This is a genomic window from Corynebacterium variabile (genome assembly GCF_006539825.1).
GTDB lineage: Bacteria > Actinomycetota > Actinomycetes > Mycobacteriales > Mycobacteriaceae > Corynebacterium > Corynebacterium variabile.
This window is the reverse complement of the sequence record NZ_BJNT01000031.1, coordinates 1-11,486: the sequence shown is the minus strand read 5'-3', so window position 1 is coordinate 11,486 and position 11,486 is coordinate 1. Positions and strand designations below refer to the sequence as shown.

Below are 11,486 nucleotides of genomic sequence, written 5' to 3'. Positions count from 1 at the left end.
TGTAGTCGGGTGGCGGGGCCGGGAACCGTGTCGAGGGCAGGGTACCTCGTTGTGGTCGGTGAGTTTCGGCGGCCCGGTGCTCGCACAGACCGATCGGCAGCGGTGGGCTGGCCGCAGTAGGCCGAGTGTGGAGCGCACGGAGCGAGCAGGGTTCCGCACCGGCTTTCCCCGCGATGACCGCCGCAGAGGTAGGCCACCAAGCCCGTGCTACCTACTCGAGGTGGCCGTGGCCGGACTTTCTAGTCCGCGAGCCACTGGATGGCCTGGATGTCCGCGTCCCCTATGGTTTCTGTATCGTCGACGGACCACTGGAGTTCGATGTCGAGATTTCCTTGAGCGAGTGTCCCGTCCCCGTGGCGCCCACGGCCCAGCCCGAGCAGCCTGTCCCTCATCGCTGCCTCGAGTTCCTCGAAGGACTCCCCGGTCACCGTGCAGTCCGGCAGCTCCGCCACCGATGCGGTCCACAAGGTGGTTCCTTCCCCCGCGGTCATCATCTCCCCGTCTCTTCCCCTGTCACCGTCCGCCTGGCGGACCAGCACCGTGCACACGCGCGTCATTCCGGAACTCATGGATTCGAGTCTATTCCGGGTACACGGACGTCGCGGCACATTCGGAGGTTGGTTCCCCGACCCGGTGCTCGGAGGGCGACTGGAGTTGCGGTCCCACCGCACCGGGAGACCTCCCCCCTCTGTACCACGTCCCGGTATGCACACCCTCCCCGGTAGCATGCCCCCCGTAGCACGCCCCTGGATCCATCCTCCACTGACCCGGTCCCCCCGGAACCGGCGTCACAACCTTCAGGGCAGCCCGAGGACGTTGACTCTCACCGTGATTGTCGCATCCTTGCTGACCGTTGACCCCGGTGAATCGTTCTGGCCGACGACGCGGTCGATTGCCAGAGGATCGATGGTGTTCACGGTGTCGCGCTGGATGTTGCTGCCGGTCCACCCGGCGTCCTTCAGCAGACCCTCGACCTCGTCGATGTTCCGGTTCTGCAGGTTCGGCATGGTGAACTGGTTGCCGCGTGAGACGGTGATGGTGATCGTGGATCCCTTGGGCTGCTGGGTTCCCTCGTCGGAGGCGCTGAGAACCTGGTTCTCGGGCTCCGTGGAGTCGACCATCTGGACGTTCACGGTGAAGCCGGCACCCTCGAGGTTGTCCTGGGCCGCGTCCAGCTGCTGACCGGAGACGGTCGGCACGCGCACCTTCTCGGCGCCGGTGGAGACGGTGATCGCCACCTCGGTGCCCTTGGAGACCTGCGAGCCCTGACCCGGAGACTGACTGGTGATCTTGCCTGCGTCAACTGAGTCGCTCGGCTCCTCCTCGACCTGGGACTTCAACTTCAGTCCCACATCGCTCAGGGCGCGCTGTGCCTGCTCGGTGTTCATTCCCGTGAGGTCCGGGACCTCGGTGATCTCCTTACCGGAGGAGACGAACAGCGTGATCCGGGAACCCTCCGGCACCGAGGAATCGGTGCCGGGGTCCGTGCGGATGGCGTTACCTCGCTCGATATCGGTGTCCGCCGCCTCTTCGACCTGGACGCTGAAACCTGCGTCCTCGAGTATCTGCTCGGCCTCGGCCTGCGGCCGGTCCCTCACATCAGGCACGGAGACCTGGGTCTCGCTGCTGTCGACGCCGTCACCGCTGACCAGGTTGTAGGCGACCACGCCACCGACGCCGAGCAGGGCGACAAGCGCGACGATCCAGGCGATGGTGCTTGCGCGATGCTTCTTCTTCCGATTCCCTGAATCGTCACCCTCGACCGGACCGGACGCCCGCGGCGCCGGGGCCGCAGGGGCCGCCGCGGTGCCTGAAGCACGGGGGCCCGCCGCAGCGCCGGCGGCACCGGCCAGTCCGGCGCCTGCTGCTGCGGCACCTGCCTGGGGGAAGACCGTCGTGGACTCCGTGTCCGGGGACTGCTGCCCGACCTCCTGGTCGCCCGTGTAGTTGATGGCCGCCATCGGCATGCGTCGCTCGGCGACCGCCCGCAGGTCGGAGGCCATCTGGTCGGCGGTGTCGTACCGGTCAGTGGGATCCTTCGCCATGGCGGTGAGCACCACGGAGTCCAGGGCGAGAGACTGCCGCTCATCCAGGCGCATGCCCGGCAGAGTCGACGGCGGAACCGGGGCGTCCTGCACATGCTGGAACGCCACGGAGAACGGGGATTCGCCGGAGAAGGGCGGACGCCCCGTCGTGATCTCGTAGAAGACGCAACCCGCGGCGTAGATGTCGGAGCGGGCGTCCGCGGACCGGCCGCGCGCCTGTTCCGGCGACAGGTACTGTGCGGTGCCGATGACCGCGGAGGTCTGCGTCATCGCGGAGGTCGAGTCCGACAGCGCCCGGGCGATGCCGAAGTCCATCACCTTCACCGCACCGGTGTTGGTGATCATGATGTTCGCGGGCTTGACGTCCCGGTGGATGATCCCGGCTTCATGGGAGAACGACAGGGCGCGGCAGACCTCCGCCATGACCCGTCCGGCCTCAGACAGCGGTAGCGGTCCCGAATCGCGGATGATCTCGCGCAGCGTGGAGCCGTGGACGCGCTCCATCACGATGTAGGGCACCGAGCCGGTCTCCGGGGAGGTCTGGCCGGTGTCGTACACCGCGACGATGGCGTGGTGGTTCAGCTTCGCGGCGTTCTTCGCCTCGCGGCGGAACCGCTCGAGGAACGTCTCGTCCCGGGCGAGGTCCGCCCGCATCATCTTCACGGCGACGTCGCGTCCGAGCAGTTCATCGGTGGCGGCGTAGACGTCCGACATGCCACCGGTGCCGATGACGGCACCGAGGCGGTACCGACCGCCGAGTGTGGTGTTGGTCAGATCCACGTTGCCTCTCCTCTCCACTGCGCGGGTTGTCCGGCTGTGGTGTCTCCAGTGACCTTACCGGGGTTGTTAACACCGGTACCAGCAATCACAGTGTCAGCCCGGTGTCATCCGCGGCGTCTGCGGCGCCTTCTCCGGTGCCCGTGGTCTCCGGTTCCGGCGGCATGGCGCTGTTCGCCCCGCCGTTGCCGGTGGACTGTCCACCGTTCTCACCGTTCGAGACGCCGCCGTCGTTACTCTCGCTCTCCCCGTTGTCCGGGGTGGTGGGGGTCGTCGGCGTCGCTCCGTTGCCCTCGGTGCCGGGCGTCGAGGTCGGGCCGGGGTTCTCGTTGGTCGGCAGGTCGTTGTCGGTGGTCTCCGGGACGGTCTCCTCCGGAGTCTCCTCGGGGGTCTCCTCCGGCGTCCACTGCTGCTCTGGCGGATCGACCGGGACCTGCTCGATCACGGTCGTTGTCTGGGTCGGGGACTCCTCGCCGGAATCGCCCAGACCCGAGGACAGTGCCCACACGAGGACGCCCACCGCGGCGATGGCGACGATGACGATGAACCAGATCCAGCCGCTGCCGGACTTCTTCTTCGCAGGACGCTGCGGGGCGGAGGTCCGCGCCGCCTGTGCCGCCTGTGCAGCCTGTCCGGTGCGCTGCGGTGCAGTGGGACGCGGTGCCGGCCCCATGTTCGACGGGTCGGTGACCCGGCCGAGCCGGGTCTGCGTGGCCGGGGCCACCGGCGGCGCGCTGACCGCCTGGGTCTGCGCCGACATCGACACCGGCACCGGCGGCATCCCACCAGCCCGCACCTTGGCGGCCGCGGCGGCCAGCTCGCCACCGTCGGCGTAGCGGGTGCGCGGATCCTTGCGCAGGCAGATGTCGATGAGCTCGCGCACCGGGGTGGAGACCTCCCCGGGGATCTGCGGGGCCGGGGTGCTGATGTGCTTCAGTGCCACGGACACCGTCGACTCCCCGGAGAACGGGCGGTGCCCGGCGAGGATCTCGTAGCCGACGACGCCGAGCGAGTAGACGTCGCTCGTCGGGCCGACATCATGGCCCTGCGCCTGCTCCGGGGAGACGTACTGCGCGGTGCCGACGACCATGCCGGTGCGGGTCAGCGGCACGGCGGACGCCGCCTTGGCGATCCCGAAGTCGGTGACCTTCACCAGGCCGTCGGCGGTGATCATGAGGTTGCCGGGTTTGATGTCCCGGTGGACCAGCCCACGGTCGTGGATCGCCTGCAGACCGGTTGCCGCCTGGGTCAGCAGGTCCAGCGCCATGACCTCGGGCAGGGTGCGCTCGCGGGCGAGGATGTCCGCCAGCGACTCACCCTGGACATACTCCATGACTATGAAGCAGTAGGTCACGCCGGTGCCGTCGACGTCGGGTACCTCGCCGTAGTCGTAGGTCTCCACGACGTGCTGGGAGTGGACCGTCTCGGCGGCCTCCGCCTCGGCGCGGAACCGGGCGCGGAACTCGGCGTCGTCGGTGAGCTCGGGCTTGAGGACCTTCACCGCGACATCGCGGGCAGGGGTCTTGCCGGTCTCCCCGGTCTTTCCGGCGCCGGAATCCGCGGCGAGCCAGACGGTGGACATGCCACCGCGGCCGATGACGCGGTCGACCTGGAACCGGTGCCCGTAGTGGGAGTCGAGGACGCGCTGCATGCGTCGGGCGTCCTCCCGGTGCGGGTCGCTGGACCGGTCACCGGAGGGGAAAGCTGTCGTCTCGTCGCTCATTTACTGCGCCTCCTGGAGGGCGGCCTGGATGACGGCACGGCCGATCGGGCCGGCGACGGCACCACCGGTTGCAGCCTGGCCACGGTCACCGCCGTTCTCGACGAGGACGGCCACGGCGACGTCACCCTCGGGGGCGAAGGCGACGTACCAGGCGTGCGGGTTGGAGTTGCGGGAGTCCTCACCGTGCTCGGCGGTACCCGTCTTCGAGGCCAGCCCCATGGTGCCGCCGGCGTAGGTCTCGGCGTCCTTCATGAGGTCGGTGAGCTGCGAGGCGATCTCGCCGTCGATGGCCTGGTTGACTTCCTTCGGCTTCGTCGTCTCCAGCGGCTTGAGGTCCGCGCCGGTGACCTCCTTGACGAGGTGCGGTTCCATCCGCTTGCCGCCGTTGGCGATCGTCGCTGCGATGACCGCATTCTGCAGCGGGGTCAGGGCGACGTCGCGCTGGCCGATGGCGGACTGTGCCAGGGCGGACGCGTCGGGGATCTCGCCGACGGTCGAGTCCTGCACCGGCAGGCCGACGTGCCCGAACGTGTTCTCCTCGTCGATGCCGAAGGCCTTGGCGGTGTCCTTGAAGGCATCCGTGCCGTGGCGCTGGGAGAGGTCCACGAAAGCGGTGTTGCAGGACTTCTCGAAGGCGGTGCGCAGGGTCACCTGGTCGGCACCGCAGGAGGAACCGCCGTAGTTCTCCAGGGTGGTGGTGCCGTCGGGCAGGGTGATCTGCGGGGCGCCGGTGACCATGGTGTCGGCGTTGTCGCCGTCGGCCAGGGCGGTGGCGGTGGTGATGAGCTTGAAGGTCGAGCCGGGGGGCTGCGTCTGCTGGGTGGAGCGGTTGAGCAGCGGGGCGTTCTCGTCGCTCTGCAGGGCCTCGAAGGTGGCGTCCGCGGCCTCGGAGTCACTGGAGGAGACGGCCTCCGGATCGTAGGAGGGGGTGGACGCCATGCCGAGGATCTCGCCGGTCGACGGACGCAGTGCGACGACGGAACCGGAGTAGCCGGCATTCGACAGCTGGTCGTAGGCGGTCTGCTGCACGGTCGGATTGAGGGTCAGCTCGACGTTCGCGCCGCGCTTCTCCTTGCCGGTGAGGGTGTCCCACACCTGGCTGGGCAGCAGCGAGTCATCGGTGCCGTCGAGGATCGAGTTCTGTGACTGCTCGATGCCGGCGGCGCCGTAGCGGTCGGAGAGGTAGCCGATGACCGAGCCGTAGGCGGCGGGGGCGGTCGGGTAGGCGCGCTGGTAGTAACCGTCCTCGTCCGGGGTGGACTGGGCCAGGATCTGACCACCGGCGGTGATCTGGCCGCGCGGGACGGACTTGGTCTCGAAGTACTGGCGGGCGTTGCGGGAGTTGTGGGCGTAGGTGTCCGTCTGGAAGCCCTGGATCCAGGTCAGGTTGACCAGGAGGATCGCGATGAGCACGAAGACGAAGACGGAGACGTTCCTGATTGCGCGGTTCACTGGGGCACCTCCGCCCGGTTGTCACTGGTGGTCTCGGCTGCGGCGTCCTTCGCCCGGGTGCGGGTGTCGTGCGAGATCTTCAGCAGGATCGCGAGCAACAGGTAGTTCGCGAGCAGACTTGACCCGCCGTGCGACATGAACGGTGTGGTCAGTCCGGTCATCGGCAGCAGCTTCGAGACACCGCCGGTGACCACGAAGATCTGGATGGTGATGGTCAGGGACAGGCCTGCGGCGACGAGCTTGCCGAAAGAGTCCGGCGCGTTCAGCGCGGTGACCATGCCGCGGGTCACCAGGACCGCGAAGAGAATGAGGACGGCGGCCAGACCGATGAAGCCGAGCTCTTCACCGATGGAGGAGAGGATGAAGTCGGCGTAGGCCACCGGCACGAGCTGTGGGTAGCCCTGGCCGATGCCGGTGCCGGTCACGCCACCGAAGCTCATCCCGAACAGTGCCTGGGACAGCTGGTAGCCGGTGCCGTCGTCGTAGGTGGCCAGCGGGTCGAGGAAGTTGGTGAAGCGGTCCTGGATCTTGTCGGAGATCTGGAAGACGCTCCACCCGCCGATGACCGCGAGGCCGACACCGATGATCAGCCAGGAGGACCGGCCGGTGGCGATGTAGAGCATGCCGAGCACCGTGCCGAAGAGCAGCAGCGCGGGGCCGAAGTCGTTCTGGAAGATCGAGATGAGGATCGCCACGCCCCAGACCAGCAGGATGGGACCCAGGTCGCGCAGTCGCGGGAACTGCAGACCGAAGACGCGGCGTCCTGCCACGGTGAACAGGGTGCGCTTGTTGACCAGCAGGGCGGCGAAGAAGATCAGCAGCATGATCTTCGCGAACTCGCCGGGCTGGATGGAGAACGGGCCGAGGCTGATCCACACCTTCGCGTCGGAGTTGATCGACGTCGGCCAGACGATCGGCAGGGCGGAGAGGAACAGGCCGCCGAGGCCGAGCAGGTAGGCGTAGTTCTGCAGGTTCTGGTGGGACCGCATGAAGATGATGACGGCGCAGAAGATCGCCACACCGATGACCGTCCACATGATCTGCGAGTTCGCGCGCGTGGTCTCCGCGGCGAGGTCGATGCGGTAGATCATCACCAGGCCGATGGCGTTGAGCAGGGCGGCGATGGGCAGCATGAGCTGGTCGGCGTCCGGGGCCTTGAGACACATGACCACATGGGCGATGCCGAAGACGACGATGAAGCCGCCGAGGACGGTGAAGACCTCCGAGGTCAGACCGGTGGCGTCGCCGCCGGCGCGGATCGCGGCGTCGGACTGCGACAGCTGCAGGGCGATGACGGCGATGCCGAGGATCAGGGCCGAGAAGATCAGCAGGCCGAACTCGAGCGGCCGGACGTGCGAGGAGCGCACCTTCGGGACCAGGCGGACCATGTCAGTCCACCTCCCGGCAGGACACGCCCGGGGTCGTGAGATCCGAGGGATCCCCGTCGCTGTCGCGGTCGGAGCCACGGGTCACGCAGATCGGCAGGGTCTGTGCCGCCAGGCGACGCAGCTGGTCCTGGACGGACTGGTAAGAGTCCCGCGGGAGCGTGTCGAGGGTGCCACGGGCCGCCGGGGTGAGGTCGGCGGTGGTGAACCGGTGGCACGAATCGTCGGAACCGGCGGGCAGCAGCCGGATCTCGGCGTCCTCGCTGAGGCAGATCTCCTGGTAGGCGGAGTTCAGTGAGATGCCGAGGAAGCTACCCGGGGCGCCCTGGTAGATGAGGATCGGGGTGCCCTTCGCCGCTGCGGCGGCCTCCGGATCGGCTGTGCCGTCCATGTCCAGGGTGGTCGAGGGCGACACCGCGCCGGTCGTCGCCAGCGCGGAGGTGGCCGGTGCCGGCGGTTGCGTGGTCGCCGGAGCGGCGCTGGTGGGCGCGGCGGCCGTGGTGGGTGCCGCAGCCGAGGTGGTCGCCGGTGCGGGCACATCGTCGGAGGACGCCACGGCGACGAAGTAGGAGTCGTCGAGGTTGCGCTTGGCGATCCAGCCGCCGATACCGGCGACGACCACCAGGGCGACGACCACGGTCAGGGCGATGAGGATGCGGCGGCGTCGCTTCGGGTGGCGCCGCCCGGCACCGGTGCCACCGGCACGGTCGGGGTCCGCCTGATCCCCGGTGGACGCGCCGGGGGAACCGGCGTCACGTCGGCGTCCGACGCGCCGGGAGCGGCGCATCGGCGGCATCGCGTGCGGGCCGGTGCCGGACGCGGCGGGCACGGCGTCCTTCCCCTGGTCGGACGACCGCACAGGGGAGGAGCTGTTGACCACGTTGACGGCCATGGCACGACCGGCGGCGGTGTCGGGGCGGGGAAGTTCGGTCTCGTCGGAGTTGATCGCACCGGCGAGTGTGGCGACGGTCGGCAGCACGAGCGGCGTGCCGTCGTCGGTGGGGGCGGCCGTGTCGACGACATCGGCGACGACGACGGTGACGTTGTCCGGGCCACCGCCGCGCAGGGCCAGGTCGATGAGCTTGGCGGCGGCCTCGTCGGGCGTGCCGGTGGCCAGGACCTCGCGGATGGTATCCGCGCTGACCGGGTCGGACAGGCCGTCGGAGCAGAGCATGAAGCGGTCGCCGGCATGGACCTCGAACAGTTGGAGGGTCGGTTCGACGGGGCGTCCGGTGAGTGCCTTGAGGATCAGTGAGCGCTGCGGGTGGCTGGAGACGTCCGCCGGGTCGAGCTTTCCCTCGTCGACGAGGGACTGGACGTAGGTGTCGTCCTTGGTGATCTGGGTGAGGACGTCGTCGCGCAGCAGGTAGCCGCGGGAGTCGCCGACGTGGCAGACGCCCATCCGGCCGTCGAAGAAGAGCAGGGCGCTCAGGGTGCAGCCCATGCCGTCGAGAGTCGGGTTCTCGTCGACGTGCGCGGCGATGGCACGGTTACCGTTGTCCATCGCCTCGACGAGCATGCCGGGCAGCCGGTCGACGGTGATGTCCCGGGCGCCGTCGCCGAGGAACTCGGCGTTGAGCGGCAGCAGGGCCTCGATCATCAGCTGCGAGGCGACCTCGCCGGCGGCGTGGCCGCCCATGCCGTCGGCCAGGGCGAGCAGGTTGGACGCCGCCACGGCAGAATCCTCGTTGTTGCTGCGCACCAGGCCACGGTCGGAGCGGGCGGCGAAACTGAGGGCGAGTGTCTCCGACGTCATGCGTCCATCCTCACTGTGGTCTGGCCGATGCGGAACTCACTGCCCGCACGCAGGGGCTCCGGCTGGTCGATGCGCTGACCGGCCAGGAATGTGCCGTTGCGCGAGTCAAGGTCTTCGAGATACCAGTCCGGGCCGCGACGGATGAGCCGGGCATGGGTGCCGGAGGCGAAGTCGTCCTCGAGGACGAGGGTGCAGCCCGAGGACCTGCCCACGGTGACCTCGTCGTAGCCCGCGAGGGCCAGTGTCGTCCCGGTCAGTGGGCCGGACGTCAGGGCAAGGGACTGCGGCCCGGAACTGCGGGAGAACCCCCGGCCACGGTGCTGGGCGGGGGCGGACGCTTTGTAGGCGGCCTTGCCTCCGCCGACGGGGACGGCGCCGGCGGTGGCGGCGCGTCCGACGTCACGGTTCATCGCGCGGACGGCGACCCAGATGAACAGCCAGAGCACGACCAGCAGGCCGATCTTGACGACCAGGACCAGGGTGGACTGCATAGGGCAACTCCTCACGGATGTCACGGGCGGTGGGCAGGTGGTACAGCGGTGCCCACTTTACGGCAGGTACCTGTGATCGGAGGGGTCGTGACGGATGCCCCAGGGGTCGGGTGGGGTCCGGAAGTGCCCGTCAGCTGAAGCGCACCTCGATACTGCTGTGGCCCAGGGAGATGACGTCGCCGTCGGCGAGGAGCCAGTTCTCCACCGGGATGTCGTTGACGGTGGTGCCGTTGGTGGACCGCAGGTCGGTGTAGACGGCGTCGAATCCGTCCCAGGTGATGTCCCCGTGGCGGCGGGAGACGCCGGTGTCCGGGAGGCGGAAGTCGACCTGGTTACCGCGGCCGATGGTGTTGCTGCCCTGGTTGAGCACGTAGGTGCGGTCGGAGCCGTCCTGGAGGTGGAGGGTGACGGTGCGCTGCGGGGTGCCCTCGCTGGCGCCGGTGGCGCCGTCGGCACCGTGGACCGCTTCGGCGGTCGGGCCGGGGACGACCTCGGTCTCGGGTGCTGGTTCGGGGCGGCGTTCCGGCTCGGACGCGGGTTCCGGCTGTGCTTCCGGACGCTGCTCGGGGCGCGATTCCGGCCGCTTCTCCGGTGCGGACGTCGGCTGTCCCCAGGCGGACGCCGAGGACGCCCGGCCCTGCGGGTGGGCGAGGCCGGCGAGGGAGCCGGCTGATGCGGCACCGGCGGCCGCGCGGGCATCGCCGTCGGCATTGTAGGGGCGGGCGACGGGGGAGCGTCCGGAGTCCGGCTCGGAGCTGGGCCACTCGGGGGCGTCAGTGGACGTTCCGGGGGAAGCAGCAGAGGAGGACGCGGTGCCCTTCTTCTCCTCGGCGGCCGCACGCTGGTGGGCGGCGGTGAAGCTCGACCGGCACTTGAGCTGGCCGGTGTGCATACCGTCGTCGCGGACGAGGTCCACGGTCAGCGGGGCGGAAGTGGTCCAGCCCTCGTTGCGGATGAAGCGGTTGATGCGGTCGCGGAGCTCGTGGTCCAGGTCAGGGCGCTGCGAGATGAGATTGTCATGGTCGCGAGCGGCGAGATGCACCTCATAGGTGGACGGTGCGTGGAGGGCGCCGGCGCTGTCCTCCATCAGTGCGTCCTCCACCTCCTGCTTGAGCAGCTCGTCGATCTCGGCAGGGACGACCTCGCCACCGAAAACGCGCGCAAAGCCGTTGTCCAGGCCACGCTGGAGCGAGCTGTCGAGCTTGCGGAATCGTCCGAAGAGATCCATGAACCGGGGTCCTGCCTTCCTTGTGCTGTGCCTCCCGGGTCGCGGGATGATGTCCGGGTTGACCAGGGGCTACCCGGGGACGCTGGCACGCTGAAGTTCGAGTCGGGTGAACAGTGAGCGCCCATTATAGGGATCCGGCGGACGCCATGGGAGTCAGGCTGTCCCGGGATCGCGCCCGGCGATCACGAAAACAGCGTTTGAACTGCTCCTTTGTGTGATCGTGGCACCGGTGCTAACCTTACAACCCGTTGCAGATGCAACCCACGTTGATCGTTGATATCAATGTCACGCGCGAGTGGCGGAATGGCAGACGCGCTGGCTTCAGGTGCCAGTGTCCTTAGGGACGTGGGGGTTCAAGTCCCCCTTCGCGCACAGCGAGCGGTTCACGAACTGCACGGACCGGAGATCACGAACTCGAAAGGGTTCCTGATCTCCGGTTTTTCGTTTTCCGGAGTGGCCGACGGTGAAAGTGTCACGGCTGCGGGAACTGGTCGGCAACTCCCCAGGTTACCTCCTGGGGGTCAGTTTTCAGACGCCGCTACGAGGTCAATTCTCACCCGCCGTTGACATTTACCGGCGTGTCACCGGCCGACCCAGCCTTTCCGCACTCCCATAGAGTGTTGGTAGGC

8 protein-coding genes and 1 tRNA gene are annotated in these 11,486 nt (G+C 68.6%); 1 reads left to right on the top strand and 8 read right to left on the bottom strand.

What is annotated here, in order from left to right; all coding sequences use genetic code 11:
• Positions 1-239 precede the first annotated feature (239 nt).
• The 8 genes from CVA01_RS14330 to CVA01_RS14295 form a co-directional block, all read right to left on the bottom strand.
• A complete protein-coding gene (locus CVA01_RS14330) occupies positions 240-569 on the bottom strand; it encodes a hypothetical protein (RefSeq protein WP_141331726.1) in 330 nt (109 codons plus the stop codon).
• A 228-nt stretch (positions 570-797) separates the two neighbouring features.
• The gene (gene pknB, locus CVA01_RS14325) at positions 798-2,825 is read right to left on the bottom strand and encodes a Stk1 family PASTA domain-containing Ser/Thr kinase (protein ID WP_141331724.1); all 2,028 of its coding nucleotides are present in this window, start codon (positions 2,823-2,825) and stop codon (positions 798-800) included.
• 85 nt (positions 2,826-2,910) lie between these two features.
• Positions 2,911-4,545, bottom strand: a complete 1,635-nt coding sequence (locus CVA01_RS14320; RefSeq protein ID WP_141331722.1) for a serine/threonine-protein kinase — start codon at positions 4,543-4,545, stop codon at positions 2,911-2,913.
• A complete protein-coding gene (locus tag CVA01_RS14315) occupies positions 4,546-5,997 on the bottom strand; it encodes a peptidoglycan D,D-transpeptidase FtsI family protein (protein WP_073884815.1) in 1,452 nt (483 codons plus the stop codon). It abuts the gene before it with no gap.
• Entirely contained in the window at positions 5,994-7,385 is a 1,392-nt protein-coding gene (locus tag CVA01_RS14310; protein WP_141331720.1) for an FtsW/RodA/SpoVE family cell cycle protein, read from the bottom strand. Before CVA01_RS14310 ends, CVA01_RS14315 begins: the two co-directional genes overlap by 4 nt.
• 1 nt (position 7,386) lies before the next feature.
• Positions 7,387-9,138 (bottom strand): PP2C family protein-serine/threonine phosphatase, encoded by a 1,752-nt coding sequence (locus CVA01_RS14305; RefSeq protein ID WP_141331718.1) that lies wholly within the window; start codon positions 9,136-9,138, stop codon positions 7,387-7,389.
• Positions 9,135-9,629 carry an FHA domain-containing protein FhaB/FipA gene (locus CVA01_RS14300; protein ID WP_014008607.1) on the bottom strand — a complete coding sequence of 165 codons (495 nt, stop codon included), beginning with the start codon at positions 9,627-9,629 and terminating at the stop codon, positions 9,135-9,137. The genes CVA01_RS14305 and CVA01_RS14300 overlap by 4 nt, the downstream gene beginning before the upstream one ends.
• A 130-nt stretch (positions 9,630-9,759) precedes the next feature.
• Positions 9,760-10,857, bottom strand: a complete 1,098-nt coding sequence (locus CVA01_RS14295) for an FhaA domain-containing protein (RefSeq protein ID WP_073884818.1) — start codon at positions 10,855-10,857, stop codon at positions 9,760-9,762.
• A gap of 289 nt (positions 10,858-11,146) precedes the next feature.
• On the opposite strand from CVA01_RS14295, the gene CVA01_RS14290 reads away from it, so the two are divergent.
• A tRNA-Leu gene (locus CVA01_RS14290) sits at positions 11,147-11,229 on the top strand.
• Positions 11,230-11,486: the final 257 nt, after the last annotated feature.

What these genes read in the sequence shown, in the direction of transcription:
- CVA01_RS14320 (WP_141331722.1), bottom strand. Translation starts at nt 4,545, where the DNA reads ATGAGCGACGAGACGACAGCTTTCCCCTCCGGTGACCGGTCCAGCGAC.
- CVA01_RS14300 (WP_014008607.1), bottom strand. Translation starts at nt 9,629, where the DNA reads ATGCAGTCCACCCTGGTCCTGGTCGTCAAGATCGGCCTGCTGGTCGTG.
- CVA01_RS14305 (WP_141331718.1), bottom strand. Translation starts at nt 9,138, where the DNA reads ATGACGTCGGAGACACTCGCCCTCAGTTTCGCCGCCCGCTCCGACCGT.
- CVA01_RS14310 (WP_141331720.1), bottom strand. Translation starts at nt 7,385, where the DNA reads ATGGTCCGCCTGGTCCCGAAGGTGCGCTCCTCGCACGTCCGGCCGCTC.
- CVA01_RS14295 (WP_073884818.1), bottom strand. Translation starts at nt 10,857, where the DNA reads ATGGATCTCTTCGGACGATTCCGCAAGCTCGACAGCTCGCTCCAGCGT.
- CVA01_RS14330 (WP_141331726.1), bottom strand. Translation starts at nt 569, where the DNA reads ATGAGTTCCGGAATGACGCGCGTGTGCACGGTGCTGGTCCGCCAGGCG.